This is a genomic window from Bradyrhizobium sp. 18BD, from assembly GCF_054185225.1.
This window is the reverse complement of sequence record NZ_JAVAYL010000009.1, coordinates 34,063-54,322: the sequence shown is the minus strand read 5'-3', so window position 1 is coordinate 54,322 and position 20,260 is coordinate 34,063. Positions and strand designations below refer to the sequence as shown.

Annotated in this window: 19 protein-coding genes and 1 pseudogene; 8 read left to right on the top strand and 12 right to left on the bottom strand. The window is 64.1% G+C overall.

Annotated features, from left to right (window positions below):
- Positions 1 to 4: 4 nt before the first annotated feature.
- The 8 genes from RAD16_RS17780 to RAD16_RS17745 all read right to left on the bottom strand — a co-directional run bounded on the left by RAD16_RS17780 (position 5) and on the right by RAD16_RS17745 (position 7,703).
- Complete coding sequence (locus RAD16_RS17780; protein WP_458159191.1) at positions 5 to 820, bottom strand: MetQ/NlpA family ABC transporter substrate-binding protein; 816 nt, start codon at positions 818 to 820, stop codon at positions 5 to 7.
- A gap of 43 nt (positions 821 to 863) precedes the next feature.
- Positions 864 to 2,207: an LLM class flavin-dependent oxidoreductase gene (locus RAD16_RS17775; RefSeq protein WP_458159190.1), complete on the bottom strand. Its 1,344-nt coding sequence runs from the start codon at positions 2,205 to 2,207 to the stop codon at positions 864 to 866.
- 181 nt (positions 2,208 to 2,388) lie between these two features.
- A complete protein-coding gene (gene epsC, locus RAD16_RS17770; protein ID WP_458159189.1) occupies positions 2,389 to 3,333 on the bottom strand; it encodes a serine O-acetyltransferase EpsC in 945 nt (314 codons plus the stop codon).
- Positions 3,334 to 3,337: 4 nt separating this feature from the next.
- Entirely contained in the window at positions 3,338 to 3,910 is a 573-nt protein-coding gene (locus RAD16_RS17765; protein WP_458159188.1) for a flavin reductase family protein, read from the bottom strand.
- A 40-nt stretch (positions 3,911 to 3,950) separates the two neighbouring features.
- Positions 3,951 to 5,183 carry an acyl-CoA dehydrogenase family protein gene (locus tag RAD16_RS17760; RefSeq protein WP_458159187.1) on the bottom strand — a complete coding sequence of 411 codons (1,233 nt, stop codon included), beginning with the start codon at positions 5,181 to 5,183 and terminating at the stop codon, positions 3,951 to 3,953.
- A gap of 26 nt (positions 5,184 to 5,209) precedes the next feature.
- Entirely contained in the window at positions 5,210 to 6,214 is a 1,005-nt protein-coding gene (locus RAD16_RS17755) for an NrtA/SsuA/CpmA family ABC transporter substrate-binding protein (RefSeq protein ID WP_458159186.1), read from the bottom strand.
- Positions 6,215 to 6,231: 17 nt separating this feature from the next.
- A complete protein-coding gene (locus RAD16_RS17750) occupies positions 6,232 to 6,960 on the bottom strand; it encodes an ABC transporter ATP-binding protein (RefSeq protein ID WP_458159185.1) in 729 nt (242 codons plus the stop codon).
- A complete protein-coding gene (locus tag RAD16_RS17745; protein ID WP_458159399.1) occupies positions 6,957 to 7,703 on the bottom strand; it encodes an ABC transporter permease subunit in 747 nt (248 codons plus the stop codon). The genes RAD16_RS17750 and RAD16_RS17745 overlap by 4 nt, the downstream gene beginning before the upstream one ends.
- Positions 7,704 to 8,094: 391 nt before the next feature.
- Between RAD16_RS17745 and RAD16_RS17740 the strand changes: the two genes are divergently transcribed.
- Positions 8,095 to 9,186, top strand: a complete 1,092-nt coding sequence (locus RAD16_RS17740; protein ID WP_458159184.1) for an LLM class flavin-dependent oxidoreductase — start codon at positions 8,095 to 8,097, stop codon at positions 9,184 to 9,186.
- 1 nt (position 9,187) lies between these two features.
- Here RAD16_RS17740 and RAD16_RS17735 read toward each other — a convergent pair whose 3' ends face one another.
- The 3 genes from RAD16_RS17735 to RAD16_RS17725 form a co-directional block, all read right to left on the bottom strand.
- Positions 9,188 to 10,528, bottom strand: a complete 1,341-nt coding sequence (locus RAD16_RS17735; RefSeq protein ID WP_458159183.1) for an LLM class flavin-dependent oxidoreductase — start codon at positions 10,526 to 10,528, stop codon at positions 9,188 to 9,190.
- Positions 10,529 to 10,603: 75 nt separating this feature from the next.
- Positions 10,604 to 11,569 (bottom strand): aliphatic sulfonate ABC transporter substrate-binding protein, encoded by a 966-nt coding sequence (locus RAD16_RS17730; RefSeq protein ID WP_458159182.1) that lies wholly within the window; start codon positions 11,567 to 11,569, stop codon positions 10,604 to 10,606.
- A gap of 199 nt (positions 11,570 to 11,768) precedes the next feature.
- A complete protein-coding gene (locus RAD16_RS17725; RefSeq protein ID WP_458159398.1) occupies positions 11,769 to 12,626 on the bottom strand; it encodes a LysR family transcriptional regulator in 858 nt (285 codons plus the stop codon).
- A 111-nt stretch (positions 12,627 to 12,737) separates the two neighbouring features.
- Here RAD16_RS17725 and RAD16_RS17720 point away from each other — a divergent pair, with 111 nt between their 5' ends.
- Positions 12,738 to 13,319 (top strand): DUF4865 family protein, encoded by a 582-nt coding sequence (locus tag RAD16_RS17720; RefSeq protein WP_458159181.1) that lies wholly within the window; start codon positions 12,738 to 12,740, stop codon positions 13,317 to 13,319.
- Positions 13,320 to 13,540: 221 nt separating this feature from the next.
- On the opposite strand, the gene RAD16_RS17715 is transcribed toward RAD16_RS17720, so the two are convergent.
- Positions 13,541 to 14,953: an LLM class flavin-dependent oxidoreductase gene (locus tag RAD16_RS17715; RefSeq protein WP_458159180.1), complete on the bottom strand. Its 1,413-nt coding sequence runs from the start codon at positions 14,951 to 14,953 to the stop codon at positions 13,541 to 13,543.
- Between the two features lie 255 nt (positions 14,954 to 15,208).
- Between RAD16_RS17715 and RAD16_RS17710 the strand changes: the two genes are divergently transcribed.
- The 6 genes and pseudogenes from RAD16_RS17710 to RAD16_RS17685 form a co-directional block, all read left to right on the top strand.
- The gene (locus RAD16_RS17710; RefSeq protein WP_458159179.1) at positions 15,209 to 16,528 is read left to right on the top strand and encodes an O-acetylhomoserine aminocarboxypropyltransferase/cysteine synthase family protein; all 1,320 of its coding nucleotides are present in this window, start codon (positions 15,209 to 15,211) and stop codon (positions 16,526 to 16,528) included.
- Between the two features lie 36 nt (positions 16,529 to 16,564).
- Positions 16,565 to 17,362 (top strand): MetQ/NlpA family ABC transporter substrate-binding protein, encoded by a 798-nt coding sequence (locus RAD16_RS17705; protein ID WP_458159178.1) that lies wholly within the window; start codon positions 16,565 to 16,567, stop codon positions 17,360 to 17,362.
- Between the two features lie 9 nt (positions 17,363 to 17,371).
- Complete coding sequence (locus tag RAD16_RS17700; RefSeq protein WP_458159176.1) at positions 17,372 to 17,632, top strand: hypothetical protein; 261 nt, start codon at positions 17,372 to 17,374, stop codon at positions 17,630 to 17,632.
- 44 nt (positions 17,633 to 17,676) lie between these two features.
- Positions 17,677 to 18,459 carry a MetQ/NlpA family ABC transporter substrate-binding protein gene (locus RAD16_RS17695; protein ID WP_458159175.1) on the top strand — a complete coding sequence of 261 codons (783 nt, stop codon included), beginning with the start codon at positions 17,677 to 17,679 and terminating at the stop codon, positions 18,457 to 18,459.
- A 25-nt stretch (positions 18,460 to 18,484) separates the two neighbouring features.
- Positions 18,485 to 20,089 carry an FAD-dependent oxidoreductase gene (locus tag RAD16_RS17690; protein ID WP_458159174.1) on the top strand — a complete coding sequence of 535 codons (1,605 nt, stop codon included), beginning with the start codon at positions 18,485 to 18,487 and terminating at the stop codon, positions 20,087 to 20,089.
- A pseudogene (locus RAD16_RS17685) lies at positions 20,086 to 20,193 on the top strand (4Fe-4S dicluster domain-containing protein); the annotation flags it as partial. The gene RAD16_RS17690 and the pseudogene RAD16_RS17685, both read left to right, overlap by 4 nt.
- Between the last annotated feature and the right edge of the window lie 67 nt (positions 20,194 to 20,260).

Below are 20,260 nucleotides of genomic sequence, written 5' to 3'. Positions count from 1 at the left end.
CCGCTCACTTCATGTAGTCGGGCAGGGTGAAGCCGTCATAGAACCGGTCAGCCAGGATCGCCGTCTTGAACGTCGGCGATTTGTAGCCGGCGACGATGTCCTGTGCCCATTCGGCGGTTGCGTTGGCCTTCTTCACGGCCAGCACGTTGATGTAGGGCGTCGTCATCTTCTCCAGCGCGAAGGCGTTGGTCAGCTTGAGGCCGCTGAAGATCGCGAAATTGCCCTGGATGGCGGCGAAGTCGACGTCGTCGAGTGCCCGCGGCGCTTGCGCGGCCTCGAGCGGAACCAGCTTGATGCCGCCGGGATTCTTGATGACATCGAGTTCGGTGACGTCGACCGGCTTGCTGTCGCGGATCTCGATCAGGCCGAGATCGCGCAGCACCCACAGCGCACGCTGCAGATTGACCGGATCGTTCGGCACCGCGACGCTCGAGCCCGGCTTGATCGGCGTGCCCAGTGGGTGCTTCTTCGAATAGAGGCCCATCGGCGGGGTGGGGACGTGGACGATGCCGACGAGATCGGTCTTCTGCCGTTCATTATAGGAGTCGAAAAAAATCGTGTGCTGCATCACATTGGCATCGATCTCGGACTTGAAGACGGCATTGTTGGCTTCAAGGCCGGTCGAGAACTCGACGTAGCGGATCTTGTAGCCCTTCTTCTTCAGCTCCGGCTCGACGCCGATCTTGAACTCGTCGATATACGGCCCCGGCACGAAGCCGACCCTCAGTTCCGGCTTTGCGGGTTGTTGGGCCGAGGCATTTCCGGCGGCGAGGGGAGAAAGAGCCAGAAGTCCGGAGAGGAGAAACAACGCTGTCTTCATATTCACTTGCTGAGCTTGAGTTTTGATGTCGTTGCGGATGCGGTCAGGCTATCGCCTTGACTGCGGTGGAGTAGACGCTCGCCGGGCGTGCGAGTCCGTAATGCTCGCGCAGGGTCGTGCCGGTGTAGTCCTCGCGGAACAGGCCGCGCTTGCGCAGGATCGGGACGACCTGATCGGCAAAGACATCGAAGCCGCCGGGCAGCCATGGCGGCATCACGTTGAAGCCGTCGGCGGCGCCAGTTTCGAACCAGGTCTGGATGTTGTCCGCGATCTTCTCGGGCGTGCCGGCAATGACCCAATGGCCGCGTGCGCCGGCAAGGCGCTGCACGAGTTGCCGAATGGTCGGCTTTTCGCGATCGACAATCTCGACAACGAGCTTGAAGCGGCTGGCGACGCCGCGCGCGCTTGCGGTGTCGATCAGATGGCGGGGAACGGGGCCGTCGAGATCGTAGCCGGTGAGGTCGAGGCCGATCATCTGGCGCAGCTGGGTCAGCGAATATTCAGGCTGGATCAGCTCGTTGAACTCGTCCTGAAGCCGCTCGGCCTCAGCCTGCGTGCTGCCGATGAAAGGGTTGATGCCCGGCAGGATCTTGATTTCGTCGGGGCCGCGATCGAAGCCGCGGGCCTGGCGCTTGATGTCGGCATAGAAAGCCTTCGCCGAGTCCAGGGTTTGATGCGCCGTGAAGATCGCCTCCGCATAGCGTGCGGCGAAGGCGCGGCCGTCGTCGGAGGCGCCGGCCTGCACGTAGACGGGGCGGCCCTGCGGCGTGCGGGAGATGTTCAGCGGACCGCGAACGCGGAAATGTTTGCCGACATGGTCGAGCGTATGGATCTTGCTGGTATCGGCAAAGATCCCTGAGGCGGGATCGTTGACGAGTGCGTCGTCCTCCCAGCTATCCCAGAGGCGCGAGATCACGTCGAGATATTCGCGGGCCCGCTCGTAGCGCTCATGGTGCGGCGGGTGTTCGGGCAGACCAAAATTCTGCGCGGCCTGGGGCGCGCTGGTGGTGACGATGTTCCAGCCGGCGCGGCCGCGGCTGAGATGATCGAGCGAGGCAAACAGGCGCGCCAGATTGTAGGGCTCGGTATAGGTGGTCGACGCGGTGGCGATCAGCCCAATGCGGCTCGTAACGGCCGCGATCGCAGCTAACCAGGTGATTGGCTCGAAGCGAAAGCGCTGGGCATAACGGACGTTGTCTGCCAGCGCCGGTCCGTCGGCAAAGAAGATGGCGTCGAACTTGCTGGTTTCGGCCCGCTGCGCCAGCTCCTGATAGTAGGTGATGTCGAGAATCCGCTCGGCCGACGATCCCTTGTAGCGCCACGCGGCCTCGTGATGACCGCCGGGATAGATGAAGAGGTTGAGGGCAAGCTGGCGCTGGTTGCTCATGATGCGGAGGTCCGGATAGAGGCCGTCAATACAGCGAGATCTTATCGGACTCTATTGCGGCAGGATGCGCAAAGTCGATGAAATGGAATTGCGTTGTTGCGCACGATGCGAGCATGAATCTAGCGGCGATGTCGATGAATGGAGATGATGCCGCGAACTGGTGGCAAAGGTTACAGCACGGCTAGATCGATCGCGTTCCGGCCGTGGCCTGCGTGACCACGCTGTTCGGCGGCACGTCTCGGGTCACCCAGACATTGCCGCCGATGGTCGAGCCGCGGCCGATCGTGATCCGGCCGAGGATGGTGGCGCCGGCATAAATCACGACGTCGTCGTCCACGATCGGATGCCGGGCGTCGCCCTTGATCAGATGGCCGTCGTCGTCAGTTGGGAAGTGACGCGCACCGAGCGTCACGGCCTGGTAGATGCGGACGTTGTCCCCGATGATCGCGGTCTCGCCGATCACGACGCCAGTGCCGTGATCGATGAAGAAGCCGGAGCCGATGCTCGCGCCCGGATGGATGTCGATGCCGGTCCTGGTGTGCGCGATCTCGGCCACCAGCCGCGCAATCAGCCGAGCGCCGAGCTGATGCAGAATGTGCGCCAGCCGGTGGTGGATGATCGCGGTCATGCCGGGATAGCCGATCAGGATCTCCGGAAAGTTGCGGGCCGCGGGGTCGCCGACAAAGGCGGCGCGGAGATCGCTGATGATCAGGCCGCGCACGTCGGCAAGCCTGGAGGCGAATTGGCGCGTCAGCTCGATCGCGTCGTCGCGCCGGAAGCCGGCCGTGAGTTCGTCGCCGATGAAGAGCGCGGCGCGATGAACCTGGTCGCACAGGCTGTCGAGCGCGGTGCTGAGGCGGTTGCCGACGAAATAGTCGATATTCTCCCCGTCGAGATCGAACTGGCCGTAATGGCGCGGGAACAGCGCCTCGGTCAGGCCATCCAGGATCGCCTGAAGCGCCTCGCGCGACGGCGCACGGCGAGCTTCGCCATCCCGGCGGATGCTATGGGTCTCCTCGCGGGAGACGCGGAGCGCGGCGACGAGTTGCTCCAGCTGCCAGCGCTTCTTGGGCGGACTCTCGGGACCCCTGTCGTCGGAGGGATCACGGGGGAGTTCGTGCTTCATGCCGTCACCTGACATGGGCCAGGGGAATGCTGATCTCGGCGAGCAGGTCGAGATCGAAATCGTGTTTGATCTCGATGTACTGGCCGTTCCAGTAAACCAGGCCGGAGAGCTCGCGCGACAGATCGAAACTGAGGAGGCTGCCGACGATGATCCCGTGCGAATAGCGCTCGATGATCTCCTCGACCCGGCATTCGATGGTGGCGAGCGAGTGTCCGAGCAGCGGCACGCCGGATGTCCCGGCGGACCACGGAACGCCTTCGAAGCGCTGGAGACCCTTCAGGCGGGTGTTGCTGAAGCGGTCCGCCAGCTCCTGCTGGTCGGAGCCGAGAATGTTGACGCCGAACGTACCGAGGCGCTCGATCAGCGCAAAGGACGATGCCTGCCGGTTGACGCTGACCAGCACGCGCGGCGGGCTCGCGCTGAGTGAGGTCAGCGACGTCACCGTCATCCCCGTGATGTCGTCGTCGCGACCGGCTGTGATGATGCTGACGCCGCCGGCGAGGCGGCGCATCACGGCGCGGAATTGATGTTCGATCTCGTTACTGTCGGTGACGAGATGGATGTCCGATTTTCCCATGTCCGATTCTCCTTGTGTCGGACCGTAGGCGTCTTCCTGTCTAGAAGAAGCCCTTCGCCGGCAGCGGTGTGCCGTTGATCTCGTATTGGCCGATCGAGCGCGCCTTGTAGGTGGTTGGATTGTGTGAGGACAGGGTCCGCGCGTTGCGCCAGTGCCGGTCGAAATTGGTGACCTTCTTGGTGGCCGACGCGCCGCCGACGTCGAACAGCAGGCTGCCGCCGCGGATGGCGAAATCGTCCGCGATGATCTTGGCCTTGGCCGAGAGCAAGGCGGCGGTATGGGCTGCTTCCGCCGCATCAGCTGCGCCGGCGTCGAATGCGTCAGTCGCGACGTCGAGCGCCTCGGCCGCCGCCAGCACCACGGCTTCGGCGGCGAAGGCGCCGCTGGCGATCTGGCCGACGGTCTGCTGCAAGAGGGGATCGTCGGTCGGGATCTCGGTCGGCGCGTAGTAGAAGGTGCGCTTGCGCGAGTGGATCAGGGCTGTGGCGTCGCGCAGGGTCGCGCGCGCGATGCCGGCGACGACCGCGGTCAGGAACAGCTGGGCGAACGTGTTGGAGTAGGGCACGCCATAGCCGGAATCCGGCTCGTCGAACACCACCTCCTGGCGCTTGACCTTGACGTTGCGGAAGTGCGTTGTGCCGGTGGCGGTGAGCCGCTGTCCGACCCCGTCCCAGTCGTCCACCAGCTCGATGCCTTCACGCTTGATCGGAACGATCGTGGCGCCGGTGGCTCCGGACGGATCCGCCGCGCGCACCAGGACGTAGTCGGAGTACAGCGTGCCGGTGCTGTAATATTTGGTGCCGTTCAGCAGATAGTCGCCGTGGCCGTCAGGCGTAAAAGTCGTGCCCGGCGTGACATTGCCGACGCGGGGGCTTTCAAGCTCGGTGGTGGCGAGCCCGATGATCGCGCCTTCTGCGACGGCCTTCTGCCAGTCGCGGCTCTGCTCGTCCTTGGGCGTGCGCACCAGGCGTTCGACCACGCTAAAATGGTTGCGCAGGATGTGCGCGACATTGGCATCGGCCTCGCCGAGACGGATGACGAAGGCGAAGAGATCGCGGATCGTGCTGCCGGCGCCGCCGGCGTTCACGGGAAGCCGCAACGCGCCAAGGCGTGCGCGACGGATGAGATCGATGACCTCGAAGGGTAGCACGCGGTCGCGTTCCCGTGCGCTCGCGCCTTCCGCGATCTGGTTGAGCAGCGCCTCCAGTTCCGGCGAACCGGTCTTGAGCGGCTCGGATGTGGTCAGGGAGGGCGTGGATACGGTCTTGTTCATTGTCAGGGCCTGTTGGTCAGGTATCTTCAGAGCTGGGCAAGATGGTCGGTCACCTTGACCGGCTCGGGCAGAACCTTGCGGGCGGCCAGCCAGTCGGCGGCCTTTTGCAGCTCGCTGATGAAGCGCTCGTCATTCACAGCGAAGTAGCGGTACTGGCGCTTCAGCGCGATGAACTGGTCGCGGACCTCGTCGCTGTACTTGCCGGCCTTCTGGGCGATGTATTCGGCGTCCTTGCCGTTCTCCGAGATCCACTTCCCTTCGGCACGGAACGCATCGTTGACGGCGCGCACCAGCGCGGGATAGTCGGTCGCGAATTTGCGTGTGGTGAGGTAGGACGTGTAGTCGATCTGGAAATCGAGGTCACGGCCTTCCAGGAAGATGTCGTGCGCCTTGTATTCGAGCCGCGCGATGTCGACGCCGGGGCTCCACATCGACCAGGCGTCGACCTTGCCGGAGGCGAGTGCGGGCGCTGCATCGGGCGGATTGAGATAGACGAATTTGACCGCGGACCGGTCGACCTTGTGCTTCTCGAGCGCTGCGACCAGCAGGAATTCGCCCAGGCCCGAGCGATTGACCGCGACCGATTTGCCGGCGAGATCCTCGATCCGGTCGATGCCGGAACCGTCCTTGGCGATGATCGCCGTGGTGCGGGGCTCATAGACTACGAACTGCGTGAACACCAGCGGCGAGCCGGCGATGATCGCGGCCAGTGCCGGCGTGGTGCTGCCGCCGAAGCTGAAATCGGCGCTGCCGCCGGTCACCGCCTGCAGGGTCGGCGCATGGTTCGGGAATGGGCCGAGCCACTCGACCTTGATGCCGTCCTTGGCCAGCAGCTTCTCGAACTCGCCGCGTTCCTTGGCGATCAGATTGAGGCCGCTGAGACCCCAGGTCAGGCGGACCGTGTCGGTGGTGCGGCCGGTCGCGGCCTCGGCGAAATCGCCGATGTTCATGCCGGCGAGGGCGCCAATGCCGAAGGCGGCGGTGCCGAGGAAGCTGCGCCGGGACGGCTTGGCGATGGAGGAACGAGACATATGGGCCTTCCGGTCGTCTAGTGGGAGGAATGAGAGTTCACGCCGAGCTCGCCGAGCAGTTCGGCGCGCGAAATAGGTGTCGAGCCGTCGCGCACGGCGCGATGCTCGAACGCAATGGCGCCGTTCCGCATCACCAGGATGCGGTCGGCCAGCGCAATGGCTTCGTCGACGTCGTGGGTGACGAGCAGGACGCCCGGCTGATGATTGGCGACGAGCTCGCGAACGAGCTCGCGCATGCGGATGCGCGTGAGTGCATCCAGTGCGGCGAATGGTTCGTCGAGCAGCAGAAGCTCGGGCTGCTGCACCAGCGCTCGGGCCAAGGCAACACGCTGGGCCTGTCCGCCGGAGAGGTTGCGTGGCCAGTCGTCGAGACGGTCGCCAAGACCGACTTCGGTCAGCGCTTCGGCCGCGCGATCGCGCGCATTGGGCACCTGCAGGCCAAGCGAGACATTGCGCCAGAGGCTGTCCCACGGCAGCAGCCGGTGCTCCTGGAACACCACGGCCGGGCGGCGGGGCGCCACGATGCGCCCGCCCTGAATGGAATCGAGACCGGCGAGTGCCCGCAGCAGGGTGGTCTTGCCACAGCCACTCTCACCCAGCAATGCCACGAACTCTCCACGCTCGATGCGCAGGTTCAGCTTTTCGATGACGATGCGGCTGCCGTAGCTGCGTGTGAGGTTGTTGACGACGACGGCCGGCCCGGATTCGAATGCAGATGGCGACAGCGGAGCGGTGTGAACGTTCATCGTGCCGCCCCGTAGTTCGGATGCCAGGCGAGCAGGCGCCGTTCGAGGAAACGGGCGATACCGTCGGCCGCGACGCCGATCAGGGCGTAGATCACGATCGTCAGCACGATCACGTCCGTGCGCAGGAATTCACGCGCGTCCATGGCAAGAAAGCCGATTCCGGACTGCGCGCCGATGGTTTCGGCCACGACCAGCGCGAGCCACGCCGTCGCCAGCGCGTAGCGGACGCCGGTCAGAATCGAGGGCAACGCGCCTGGAAGGATGATCCGGCGGATCAGCTGAATGGCGCTGAGGCCCTGGACGCGGCCGAGCTCGAGCAGCTTTGGGTCGACCTGGCGAATGCCGAGCACCGTGTTGATGTAGATCGGGAAGGTGACGCCGAGCGCGACAAGGAAGATCTTCTGTGTCTCGCCGACGCCGAGCCAGACGATGACCAGCGGCAGGACCGCGAGGAACGGAATGGCCCTGATCATCTGCACGCTGCGGTCGATCGCGGCTTCTGCGATCCTGGAGAAGCCGACGAGAATGCCAAGCGTCGCGCCGACCACTGTGCCGATCACAAAACCCGACGCCGCGCGCAACAGGCTGACACCGAGATCGTTCAAAAGTGTTCCGGTGGTCGCAAGCTTGAACGCGGTCCGGATCACCTTGCTCGGTGCGGGAAGCACGTGTGGCGACAGCCATCCGGCCTGCGCAAGCCATTCCCAGATGACTACCAACGCCACCGGCGCAAGCCACGACAGAAGCTGAAGCCCGCGTGCGCCAAGCTTGCCTTTTGCAGCAGCCGGGGCGCGTGGGCTTTCATCGCTGCGCGACGATGGCCCGGCGTCCGCGACGATTGCCGCGCGGTCGATGCCGCTCAATTCGATATTGCTCAAGACAACAGACCTCGTTTCACGCACTGCAAGCGAAGCAGGTTATGTGACGCCAATGACTTGCCGTCTCTGCAAAATGTCCCACGAAATCGGGCCGACAGAAATAGACCGGTATTTCAATTGTCATTCGCTCTGGAGTGATCCGCTGTCGTCGCAGCGCCGATGCGCGACAAAGAAAATCTTTTGATACCGGTCTGCTTGATCTTGCGCCAGGCATTGGCGAGAACCCGCGAAGTTGGGAGAGTCATGGGAGAGTATGATGACGACCGCACCGCTTCGCTTTGGCATCTGGGCGCTGGTGCATGGGCCGCGCGCCGCGCATCAGGATCCGGAAGAGCCCTACGATGCCTCCTGGGAGCGCAACCGGGATCTCATCCTCGCAGCCGAGGAGCTTGGCTATGATTCGACGCTGATCGCGCAGCATACGATCAATCCGCACCAGGAGGATCTCGATCAGCTCGAAGCCTGGAGTGCCGCGGCTGCAATCGCGGCGCTGACGAAGCGCATCGAGATCATCGCAGCGATCAAGCCGTATCTCTATCATCCCGTGGTGCTGGCAAAACTCGCACTCGGGATCGAGAACATCAGCCGCGGCCGGTTCGCGATCAATCTGGTCAACTCCTGGAACCGGCCAGAGCTGGAGAAGGCCGGCATCGGCTTTCCGGAGCATGATGCGCGCTATGCCTACGGCAAGGAATGGATATCCGTGGTGTCCCGTCTCATGGAGGGGGAACGCCTCAATTTCATTGGCGATCACTTCAACGTCTCGGACTATGCGCTGCGTCCGACCAGCCTCTACCGCAAGCGGCCCGCGATCTATGTCGGTGGAGAATCCGAGCCGGCGCGCGACCTGGTCGCGGGCCATGGCGACGTCTGGTTCATCAACGGCCAACCGCTCGACGATGTCGCCGGTCTGATCGTTGATGTCGCGGCGCGACCGCGCGGCTCCGCGCCGCCACTGCGTTTCGGTCTGTCCGCCTTTGTGGTCGCGCGCGAGACCCGGGAAGAGGCACAGAGCGCCTATGAGCGGTTGCTTAGCCTCGCGGCGAAGGATGCGCCGATGAAGGCCATCCAGAAGCAGAACACGGATCCGAAAGTCGTGATGATGCAGACCATGCAGAAGACGCCGCGGGTCGGCAGCAACGGCGGCACGGCCGCGGGGCTGGTCGGCAGCTATGACGAGGTCGCCGCGCGGATCGAGGCGTTTCATGCCGCGGGCATAGAGCTCTTTATGCTGCAATTCCAGCCTTTCGAGGCCGAGATGCGGCGGTTCGCGGAGGAGATTATCCCCCGTGTCCGGGCGAGACAGGCGACCGGTCTTTCCGAGAGGTTCGCCCGGTCCCTGGGATAAATCAGGCCGACGCGACCTCCGGCGCTCGCTTCGCAAAGCGGCTCGCCGGCCGCGCCAGACCCAAATGGTCGCGCAATGTCGTGCCCGTGTATTCGGTCCGGAACAGGCCGCGCTTTTGCAGGATAGGGACGACGGTATCGACGAAGGACTCCAGCCCTGTGGGCAGAACATCTGGCATCAGGTTGAAGCCGTCGGCGGCGCCGGCCTTGAACCAGGCCTCGATATCGTCGGCGATCTGTTCCGGCGTGCCCACGACGATCCGATGGCCGACGCCGCCGCCGAGCGCCCGGATCAGTTGACGGACGGTGAGGTTGCCGCGGCGGGCGATGTTCACAGTGCCCTGGAACATGGTGTGATTGGCGTTCGCTGGAAGCGGCAGCGGATCGGGAAGCGGCTTGTCGAGTTCGAGCAAAGTAGGGTCGATCTGAAGCGTGCCGGCGAGACGCGCCAGGCTGTATTCGATCGGCACCAGCTCCCAGAGCTCGTCCTGCCGGCGCTTCGCTTCGGCTTCCGTGCTGCCGATGACGGTGGCAAGGCCCGGCAGAATGACAATGGAATCGCCTGAGCGGCCGTAAGCCACTGCCCGCGTGCGCAGGTCGCGCGCGTACGCGACGCCTTCCTCGATGCTCTGCGCCAGCGTGAATACGGCTTCCGCATAGGCGGCGGCGAAGTCGCGGCCGTCGTTGGACCCGCCTGCCTGCACCGTGACCGGCCGTCCCTGCGGTGAGCGCGGCACGTTCAGGGGGCCGGCGACCGAATAATGCGGGCCGCGGTGGGCGATCGGATGCACTTTCGAAATATCGACGAACCTGGCGCTCGCCTTGTCGCCGACGAAGGCGTCGTCCTCCCAACTGTCGAACAGCGCGTGGACGACTTCCGTGAATTCCTTGGCGCGTTCGTAGCGGGCCTTGTGCTCCAGCGCACCCGTGAGGCCGAAGTTGCGGCTTGAAGCGGCATCTGCGGTCGTGACTGCGTTCCACCCCGAGCGTCCGCCACTGGCATGGTCGAGCGTCACGAAGCGGCGCGCGATGTTGTAGGGCTCGTTGTAGCTCGTCGATACTGTTCCGATCAGCCCGACATGCTTGGTCGCAGCTGCGACCGTCGCCAGAATGATGGTCGGCTCCAGCGACGTGAACGACCGGTAGTCGATTCGGTCGTTCACAGCGGGGGAATCCGCGAGAAAGATCGCGTCGAGCTTCCCACGCTCTGCAATCTGCGCCACGCGCACATAATGACCAAGGTCAAAAAAGGCGCTTGGATCGCTGTCCGGCAGGCGCCAGGCCGACGGATAGACGCCGGAGTGAAGCAGGTTGACGTTCAGATGCAGTTGGCGTGGCGGCATGGGAATTCCGGAGTCAGCGTGTTGTCGAGTCAGGATGCGCAGTGATGCCGTGGTGTGAGCCGCAGGCTGCCTGAATCACGATCCCTTTGGCGACCAGATCTTGATCCCCGTTGTGTCGATCTTCACGGGGATCAAACCTTCGGCATGGAAAGCACCGGCAATGCGCTGCTGCTCGAAGAGGCCCGGGCCGGTGACCGCGCCCACCAAGTAGGAGCGGTGGCTATTGGCCTCCTCGACAGTTGCCGCGTCGATGCCCCAGAGCCCAGCGAGCAGCGTGGCGGCGTCCTTGGGCTGAGCCTTCACCCATTTGCCGGTCTCCGAGAGTTTTGCAAAGATCACGTTGAGAACCTGATCGTGCTTGTCCGCATAAGGGGCTGAAGCGAGGTAGTAGCGTTTATAGCTCGCAAGGCCATTGCTGCCGTCGGTGAGGATCCCGCCCTTCGTCTGGCGCAGGGCGCTGGTCAGGAACGGATCCCACGCGACCCAGGCATCAACATTGTTGCTGACGAAGGCTGCGCGGCCGTCGGCCGGTGTCAGATAGGCAGGCGTGATGTCCTTGAAGTTCAGTCCGGATTTGGACAGCGCCGCGAGCAGGAGATAGTGGCTGCCGGCGCCTTTGGTGACGGCGATCTTCTTGCCCTTGAGATCAGCGATGGTCTTGATGGTCGACGACTGCGGCACGACGATCGCCTGGGCCGCCGGCGAGGCGGCTTCCTCCGCTATATAGGCAAGCTTGGCGCCCGCGGCTTGCGCGAAAATCGGCACCGTGTCGGCGACGTCGGCGCCGAAATCGACGCTGCCGATGTTGATCGCTTCCAGCAGCGGCAGGCCACTGGTGAACTCGTGCCAGGAGACGGTGATGCCGAGCGGCGCCAGCGCCTTCTCGAGCTCTCCATTCGTCTTCAGGATCGCCGTCAGCGTCGAGGATTTCTGGTAGCCGATGCGGAGCTCCTCGGACATCGCGGGTTGACTCGACGCGAGGGCTAAGAAGCTGAGCGCAGCCGCGGCGAGGACCCGCAGGCGCGATGTTGGATGGTGCATTTCGAATATCCTGTTCAACGAGCTGCGTTGCCGTCTCGACCTCTGTGTGGGGAGACGAGCGTCCGCAATGTGCCGACGATCGAGGTCGCCTGGCAATTTCGGAATGTGGCGCAGAAAGGAACGAACATTCTCCTATGCGCTGCGCATGAAGAATGGAGTTGTCTGCCCGGCAGGACCGCGGCTGCGCGGCAGATTGCAGCTAGTGCTTGGCCGCAGTAGCCCGGATCGCAGCCGTCAGGGTTCTCAGGGAATGCTTGGTCTGCTGGTCCCCGGGACTTGCATGCAGCACCACGTCGCGCGACGGAAGCGGAGGCAATCCCAACTGCGCCCCGACATCGATCGTGTCGCCAGGGGCGACGTGCCGCCCGAGCGCCGCGACCGCAAGACCCGCCGAGATCGCCGCGCCGATGGTGGCGACGCCGCCGCCGACGAAGACCTCGGTCCAGGCAATGCCGGCCTTGTTGAGTGCGTCGACGGCCATGCTGCGCACGCTGCAAGGATCGGCCTGCGTGGCGATCCGCAGCGGCTCTCCGTCATGATGCTCGAAATCGGCGGACGCCATCCAGCCGAAGGTTTCTTTCAGGATGACCTCGCCGCCGCGCCGGCGATTGTCGTGGCGCAGCACGATCGCAGCGTCGATGGCGCCGCGGTCGAACTCGTCCAGCACCTGGCGCGAGGTCGATACGCGAATCTCGAGCACGAGGCCCGGCTCTGCGCTCTTCATCCGACGCAGCAGGACCGGCAGCTCCGCGCCCACGATGTGGTGGCTGATGCCGACGACAAGGCGCCGCCGCTCCAGACCAAAGCTGCCGAGTGCGCCATGGTGAGCGGCAAGCAGCGTCCGCGCGGGTGCGAGGAAGGCATCGCCGTCGACGGACAGGCGAACGAGTCGCGGCGTGCGATCGAGCAGCCTTCGCCCGAGTTCATCCTCGAGCCGCTTGATCTTCAGGCTGATCGTCGACTGCGTCGTGTCCATTGCTTCGGCGGCGCGGGTAAAGCTCTTCAGATCGGCGGTGAGCACGAAGGCCTGCACCGCTTCGATGTCCAGCGTCTTCATCCCAGTCATTCCAATTATCAATCACTGAGACATAGTTTCATATCGTTTTTATATGATCAACCTCCGGCTATCTTTTCCCTCGGGCTGAAGGTCAACGATGAGGCATGCCAGATGACGATTGCTCACTACATTCACCGGCTTCCTGCCGATTACGACATCGGAATCATCCGCAGCCGCGCCAAGGAGCGTGGGGCGTTGTGGAACGACGTTCCCGAACTGCACTTCAAGGGTTTTCTGCTCCGCGAGCGCGGCCGCTACGGCGCGATCGCAAGCAGCTATTCGTCGCTCTATCTCTGGCGGACGGATGAAGCCTTCCGCAATTTCCTGGTGAATGGCCGTTACAAGGTCGTCACCGACAGCTTCGGCCGGGCGGATATCCAAACGCGTTTCTCGCTCGACGCGCGGCGTGGCCGGGCCAGCGACGCACGCTTCATCTACAAGCAGGAGCTAAGCATCCCGATCGATGCCGATCTGACCGCGGCCTTCGCTGCCGAGATTGCGCGCAACCGGGAGGTGGCGGAGCAGCATGGAACGGTGGCCGCGATCGTCGGCGTGGACCCGCAGAGCTGGACGTTCACGCGTATCCTGCTCTCCGAGCGCGAGCCGGCCGGTGGGGACGATGGGGTCGCCTACGAGGTTCTGCACCTGGCAAAGCCGCTGCTGGATGCGTTGCCGTCGGTGGGCGCCCGATGAGCTATCGGTTCGAACCCGGACGCATCTACCGGATGCCGACCCATTTCGGGCCGGCGCGCGGGACCATGCCGAAGGCCGCTTCCTTGCCGTGGTCTGGGAGAGCCTCGCCGATCCCATCATCACGGGGCGGCAAGCCATATCTCGATCAGAAAATACTGTCGTGAAGAACCGTTCTGCTTGCGACGGTCGATGCGTGGCAGCGCCTCGCGTCGATCAGGCGGCTATTCGGCAGCGTCGACTTGGCGCACGTCTGCCGTGCCGGTCGGCAGGCGCCGGAAACTTGCGCCGGGATGCGTCGCGTGCAGCCGCGGGCCACGCTCCGGAAACAGCTTTTCGCGCAGCGTTCCCTCGCGATAGGTGGTCTTGTAGACGCCGCGCGATTGCAGCTCCGGCACCACGAGATCGACGAAGGCGTTCAGCGACTCCGGCGCGACCAGGCGGAACAGGTTGAAGCCGTCGACGTCGGTCTCATCCGCCCAGGCGATCAGCTCGTCGGCGACGTCCTGCGGCGAGCCGACCACGAAGGGCGACCGGGCGCCGGCGCGGCTTAGCCTCGCGAGGTCGCCGACACTAACCGGCCGGTCGCTCCGTACCGTAAAATTCTCGACCATCGACTGGATGGCATTGCTCTCGACGTACTCGATCGGCTGGTCGGGCCGATAGGTCGAGAAGTCGATGCCGGTCCAGCCCGACAAAAGGGCGAGCTGGCCGGTCTGGTCGACATGCTGCGCGTAGTCCTCGAGCAGATCGTTCGCTTCGGCACGGGTCGGCGCCACGATCACGGTCGCGCCGGCAAACAGGCGGATGTCGTAGGGATCGCGGCCATAGTTCTTGGCTGCCTGCCGTATCTCGCGGACAGCGCGCGCAAGGATGGGCTTGGTCTGGCCATTGAGAAAGATCGCTTCCGAATGCTGGGCCGCAAAGGCGCGGCCGCGCTTCGAGGTGCCGGCCTGATACAGCAGCGGCGTTCGCTGCGGCGAGGGCTCGGCGAGATGGATGCCGTCGACCTTGAAATATGGGCCGTCATGCCGGACCCGATGCAGCTTCGCAGGATCCGTGAAGATGCGGCGGTCGCGATCGCGGCGAACGGCGTCGTCCTCCCAGCTGCACTCCCACAGCTTGTAGGTCGCGGTGAGAAAGTCCTCGGCCGCGTCATAGCGGTCGTCATGGGCGCGGTTGGCCGGGAGGCCCATGCCGCGCGTGCCGCTATTGAGATAGCCGGTGACGATGTTCCAGCCGATCCTGCCATTGGTGATGTGGTCGAGCGTCGAAAACGTGCGGGCCAGTTGATAAGGGTGCTCGAAGGTCAGGTTCGAGGTGATGCCGAAGCCGAGATGGTGGGTGACGAGCGCCATAGCGGACACCAGCAGCGTCGGATCCGCGTTGGGAAGCTGCACGGCATGTAACGCGGCGGCATCGGCATTGCCGCTATAGACGTCGTATACGCCGAACACATCGGCCAGGAAGATGCCGTCGAGCAGCCCGCGCTCCGCAGTTCTGGCGTAGTCAGCCCAATATTCGAGCGTGTTGTAGTCGATCGACGCATCGCGCGGATGAGACCATAGGCCGGCCCAATTGTGGCTCGGCGCGGTCATGTTGAAAGCGTTGAAGCGCAGCTCGCGCGGTCTCGTCATGATTTGGGCCCGATCGTCAATTGCGAAGCCCATCCGCTTCGCGTGACGATTTTTTATCATTTTGCGCGGGCGAGTTTGTTTCCAATTCAGCGAAGGACCGGAAACAAACGCATTACGAAGCGGCGTCGTTGCAGCACGCGCATCGCTATTTCTCCGACCCGCTCGACAGCCGCGGAATCCGACCGCATCATTTTCGTCGACAAGCACGGCTTGCCGCGCACGATGCGCGTTCTCGAGATCGAAAGGGATTTGCAGATGGCGTTGGAGACCCGGAATTTCGAGACGCTCGCGTTGCATGGTGGATCGTACCGCATCGACCCCGCGACTGGCGCGGTGGCAGTTCCGATCTACCAGACCACGTCATTCCAGTTCGAAAATACCGATCACGCCTCGCGCCTGTTCGCGCTCGAGCAGCTTGGTCCGATCTACACCCGTATCGGCAATCCGACCCAGCAGGCGTTTGAGGATCGGCTCGCTGCGCTCGAGGGAGGTGCGGCCGCGCTCGCCGTTGCCTCAGGACAGACGGCTTCCGCCTTCGCGATCTTCAACATCGCCCAGGCCGGCGACAACATCGTGTCCTCGACCGATCTCTATGGCGGCACCTGGACACTGCTGTCGCAGACCCTGAAGCAGTTCGGCATCGAGGTCCGGTTTGTCGATCCGGCCGACCCAGAGAACTTCCGCCGTGCGACCGATGCGAAGACGCGGGCCTATTTCGGCGAGACGCTTCCGAATCCCAAGCTGAACGTATTCCCGATCAAGGAGGTCGCGGATATCGGCCGCTCCCTGGGCGTACCGCTTATTCTCGACAACACGGCGTCGCCCCTGATCGCACGCCCGTTCGAGCATGGTGCCGCGGTGGTGGTGTATTCCACGACCAAATATATCGGTGGCCACGGCACCGCGATCGGCGGCGCCATTGTCGACGGCGGCAATTTCGACTGGGCCGCGCATGCGGAGCGCTTCCCGCTGCTGAACAAGCCCGATGAGGCCTATCACGGCGCCATCTGGACCGAGGCGGCGAAGCCGCTTGGTCCGATCGCCTACATCCTGCGGGCCCGCGTCAAGCTGCTCCGTGACCTCGGCGCATCAATCGCGCCGCAAAATGCCTTCCAGTTCATTCAGGGCCTCGAAACCCTGCCGCTGCGCATCCGCCAGCACAACGAGAACGCGGTCAAGGTCGCGAACTTCCTGTCCAAGCATGCCTCGGTTTCGAACGTGATCTTCCCCGGCCTGCAGAATGGGGAGAACCGGCGCAGGGCCGATGTCTATCTGAAGGGCGGCTATGGCGGGCTGGTCGGCTTCGAGCTGAAAGGCGGCGTCGAAGCCGGGCGGCGTTTCATCGATGCGCTCAAGCTGTTCTACCACGTCGCCAATATCGGCGACGCCCGCTCGCTGGCCATTCATCCGGCATCGACGACGCATCAGCAACTCAGCCCGGCCGAGCAGCTCGCCGCGGGCGTCGCCCCCGGCTACGTCCGCCTGTCGGTCGGGATCGAGCATCCCGACGATATCCTGGCGGATCTCGGCCAGGCGCTGGGGCAGGCCGACGCCGGTGCGCGCAAGGCCGCTTGAGACGGTTTACCTGAACTGCAAATGGAACTTGAGACAATGAAGATCCTTCGTCGTACCGCCCAGGCCGCCGGTCTTTGGCTTGCATTCACTGCCGCCGCCTTTGCCGGCGAACCCCTGAAGATCGCAACCAGCGCCGGCCCTGTCGGGCAGTTGGCGTCCTTTGCCGCCAAGCTCGCCAAGGAGAAAGGGCAGGACGTCAAGATCGTCGAGCTGTCGGACTGGGTGGCGTTGAACGAGGTCGTGAACAGCGGCGAGGTCGATGCCAATCTGTTCCAGCATGCGACCTATCTTGCGCTTCAGAACAAGCAGCGCGGCTTCAACCTGGTGCAGGCCGACAAGGTCGGTGTGATCGCGCCGGTCGGGCTGTTTTCGAAGAAGGTCAAGACGCTCGACGAGATCAAGTCCGGCGACAGCGTGGCCATCCCGAACGAGCCGCTCAACGGCGCGCGCGGCCTGATCCTGCTGGAGCGGGCCGGGCTGATCAAGCTCGCGCCAGGCAAGGGTTTCTCGGTCAGCAAGTTCGACATCACCGATAATCCCAAGAACCTCAAGATCGTCGAGCTCGACCCGGCGCAGACCTATCGGTCGCTCGACGATGTGACGCTGGCGCTGGTCAACATCACCTATCTCATTCCAGCCGGCGGCGATCCGAAGTCCGCACTGATCATCGATCGCACCGTCGACGAGGGCCTGGTGCTGCGCTTCACGGCCCGGCCGGACAAGAAGGACGATCCGCGGCTGAAGGCCTTCATCCAGGTATTCAATTCGCCGGAGGTGAAGCAGTTCATCGAGGAGAAGCTGCCGGCGTTCATTCCGGCCGGTTTCGGCAGCTAAGAAAGCGCCATGATCTATGTCGTCGACGTCGATCACATGAGCCTTGCGTTCGCGGCCGGCAGCGCGACGCAGGCCGCAGAGATTGCGGGCTCGCGGCGGTTTGCCCGCGCGATCGGCCGGTCGCGATCGGCCGGTCCGGATCGACAAGGCGCGGCGACCTCAAACCATCGGCCGCGCGTCGCGACCGTTCAGGAACGTATTGTCTTTCACGACATGTCGGCCGAATTCGCAGATGCCACGGCAGACATCCTGGTTGCCCGTGTCGGGTAGTCCTTCTCAATCAGACATGAAGCTTGAATAGGAGATCGTAGATCATGACGCGCCGCTTGTTTCTGGTGATGGCCGCCCTTGCTCTGTTCACCGCGCCGGCCTCTGCGGATCAGAAGATCAAGGTCGGGATATCCGGCGGCGATGCCGAGATCATCTGGGCCAAGGTCAAGGAGATCGCGGCCAAGGACGGTCTCGATGTTCAGGTCGTCGTCTTCAACGATTATCTGCTGCCCAATGCCGCGCTTGATGTCGGCGATCTCGACGCCAATGCCTTCCAGCACAAGCCGTTCCTGGACAACCAGATCAAGACGCGGGGATACAAGATCGTTGCCGTCGGCGAGACGATCGTCGCCCCGATCGGGCTCTATTCCCGGAAGGCAAAGTCGGTCGCCGAGATCAAGGACGGCGCCTCGATCGGGATCCCGAACGATCCATCGAACGGTGGCCGGGCCCTGCGCCTGCTTCAGGCCGAGAAGCTGATCGAGCTCAGGGACGGCGTAGGGATCTTGCCGACTGCGCTCGATGTAACCGCTAATCCCAAAAAGCTCAGAATTCGCGAAATCGATGCCGCCCAGCTACCGCGCAGTCTCGACGACGTCGATGCCGCCGTCATCAACACGAACTACGCCGTTCCGGCCGGCCTCATCCCGGGCAAGGATTCCATCGCAATCGAGTCCTCCGTCAACAATCCCTACAACAACTTCATCGCCGTTCGCGAAAAGGACAAGGACGCGCCCTGGGTCGGGAAGCTGGTGCACGCCTATCAGAACGACACTGTCCGCCAGCTCATCAAGGACAAGCTGCCGGGGCAGATACCCGCGTTTTAGGCCGGGAGTGCTGGAGGTAGAGACAATGGCTTCGTCGTCGCTCGATGAGCTGTCGATCACGACCGACGTGCTGATCGTCGGCGGCGGAATGGCCGGCGCATGGGCCGCGGTTTCGGCGGCTCAGGCCGGTGTGCGCGTCGTTCTCGCGGACAAGGGCTATTGCGGCACCAGTGGCGTGACGGCCGCGGCGGGGCCGGGCCATTGGTGGGTGCCGCCGGACCCTCCCGCGGCGCGCGATGCGGCCGTCGCCAATCGCGTTGCCGCCGGCCTCGGTCTTGGCGAGGCAGAATGGATGTATCGCATCCTCGACCAGACCTGGCGCACGCTGCCGACGCTCGCCGGGCGTTACAAGTTTGGCGTAGACGACGAGGGGAGGACGAACTACCGCGCAGTGCGCGGGCCGGAATACATGCGAGCGCTCCGGCAGCATGTGCTGGGCCACGGCGTCACCATTCTCGATCATTCCCCCGTCATCGAGCTGCTGGCGCGTCCCGATGGCTCTATCGGCGGCGCACGCGGCCAGCGCCGTCAGGACGGCGGGCGCGCGTATCGGATCGTGGCGGGCGCGGTGGTGCTTGCGGCGGGCGGAACCAGCTTTCTGTCGCATCTGCTGGGATCGCAAACCAACACCGGTGACGGCTACCTTATGGCGGCCGAGGCGGGCGCAGAACTCTCCGGGATGGAATTCACCGCCGCCTACACGATTGCGCCGGCGCATTCCACGATGACGCGCAGCATGGCCTATTCGTTTGCGACTTACTACGACGAGGACGGAAACGAGCTGGATCTTCCGTTTGGCCCCGATCAGACCGTTCGTCTCGCCCGGGCGCTCCAGCGCGGACCGGTCACTTGCTCATTGCATCGTCTACCCGACGACATCAAAGCGCGGATGCATACGATCTCGCCCAACGTGCCATTGGTGTTCGACCGCTGGGGCATCGATCCCTATCGCGACCGTTTCGAAGTCGCCCTGCACAACGACGGAACGATCCGCGGCATTGGCGGTGTGCGCGTCCTTGACGTGACTGGCGCGACATCGGTGCCGGGACTGTTCGTTGCCGGTGACAACGCATCGCGCGAGAAGGTCGCAGGCGCGATTTCCGGCGGCGGCAACGTCAATTCGGCCTGGGCGCTATCGTCGGGCGTGCTCGCGGGAAACGATGCCGCGCGGGTCGCGCGCAGTACGAAAAGTCGCATCACGGAGCTCACACCGCTTGGACAGGCTGGGCTTCGCCCGCGCAGCGGGGCAAAGGCCGTTGATGTGACCGCAGCCAGGGACGGCGTGCGCGCCGAGATGCATCCGTTCGACAAGATCCTGTTCCGCACCGAAGCAGGGCTCGCGGCCTCTTCGCAAGCACTTGAAGATCTGTGGCGTGAGGTGGCCGACCACGGACAGGCGAGCTCGATCGCTTTGCGCGAGACGGCTGCGCTGCTGGCGACTGCGCGCTGGTCGGTGGCCACGGCGGCTGCGCGCAAGGAGAGCAGGGGACTGCACCGCCGAGAGGATTATCCGGCGCAGGATCCGCGATTGGCCGCGCGCCTGCTCAGCGGCGGATTGGACCGGGTTTGGGTTGCGCCGGATCGACCATCAGAAAACGCCCGGCCGGGTCAACTCGAGGCGGTGTCATGATCGAACTCATCATCGCAGAGCGCTGCACGGACTGTGGAGCCTGCGTCGAGGTCTGCCCGGCGAACGTGCTCGATCCGGGCCGCGACGGCTTGCCGGTTCTCGCGCGCGTCGCGGATTGCCAGACCTGCTTCATGTGCGAGCTCTATTGCCGTGCTGACGCGATCTATGTCG

Excerpts from the sequence above, each read along its gene's own strand:
- RAD16_RS17700 (WP_458159176.1), top strand. The coding sequence starts at position 17,372 with ATGATCTATGTCGTCGACGTCGATCACATGAGCCTTGCGTTCGCGGCC.
- RAD16_RS17720 (WP_458159181.1), top strand. The coding sequence starts at position 12,738 with ATGACGATTGCTCACTACATTCACCGGCTTCCTGCCGATTACGACATC.
- RAD16_RS17760 (WP_458159187.1), bottom strand. The coding sequence starts at position 5,183 with ATGAACAAGACCGTATCCACGCCCTCCCTGACCACATCCGAGCCGCTC.
- RAD16_RS17715 (WP_458159180.1), bottom strand. The coding sequence starts at position 14,953 with ATGACGAGACCGCGCGAGCTGCGCTTCAACGCTTTCAACATGACCGCG.
- epsC (WP_458159189.1), bottom strand. The coding sequence starts at position 3,333 with ATGAAGCACGAACTCCCCCGTGATCCCTCCGACGACAGGGGTCCCGAG.
- RAD16_RS17740 (WP_458159184.1), top strand. The coding sequence starts at position 8,095 with ATGACGACCGCACCGCTTCGCTTTGGCATCTGGGCGCTGGTGCATGGG.
- RAD16_RS17735 (WP_458159183.1), bottom strand. The coding sequence starts at position 10,528 with ATGCCGCCACGCCAACTGCATCTGAACGTCAACCTGCTTCACTCCGGC.
- RAD16_RS17755 (WP_458159186.1), bottom strand. The coding sequence starts at position 6,214 with ATGTCTCGTTCCTCCATCGCCAAGCCGTCCCGGCGCAGCTTCCTCGGC.
- RAD16_RS17725 (WP_458159398.1), bottom strand. The coding sequence starts at position 12,626 with ATGAAGACGCTGGACATCGAAGCGGTGCAGGCCTTCGTGCTCACCGCC.
- RAD16_RS17775 (WP_458159190.1), bottom strand. The coding sequence starts at position 2,207 with ATGAGCAACCAGCGCCAGCTTGCCCTCAACCTCTTCATCTATCCCGGC.
- RAD16_RS17765 (WP_458159188.1), bottom strand. The coding sequence starts at position 3,910 with ATGGGAAAATCGGACATCCATCTCGTCACCGACAGTAACGAGATCGAA.
- RAD16_RS17710 (WP_458159179.1), top strand. The coding sequence starts at position 15,209 with ATGGCGTTGGAGACCCGGAATTTCGAGACGCTCGCGTTGCATGGTGGA.
- RAD16_RS17750 (WP_458159185.1), bottom strand. The coding sequence starts at position 6,960 with ATGAACGTTCACACCGCTCCGCTGTCGCCATCTGCATTCGAATCCGGG.
- RAD16_RS17705 (WP_458159178.1), top strand. The coding sequence starts at position 16,565 with ATGAAGATCCTTCGTCGTACCGCCCAGGCCGCCGGTCTTTGGCTTGCA.
- RAD16_RS17780 (WP_458159191.1), bottom strand. The coding sequence starts at position 820 with ATGAAGACAGCGTTGTTTCTCCTCTCCGGACTTCTGGCTCTTTCTCCC.
- RAD16_RS17695 (WP_458159175.1), top strand. The coding sequence starts at position 17,677 with ATGACGCGCCGCTTGTTTCTGGTGATGGCCGCCCTTGCTCTGTTCACC.
- RAD16_RS17690 (WP_458159174.1), top strand. The coding sequence starts at position 18,485 with ATGGCTTCGTCGTCGCTCGATGAGCTGTCGATCACGACCGACGTGCTG.
- RAD16_RS17730 (WP_458159182.1), bottom strand. The coding sequence starts at position 11,569 with ATGCACCATCCAACATCGCGCCTGCGGGTCCTCGCCGCGGCTGCGCTC.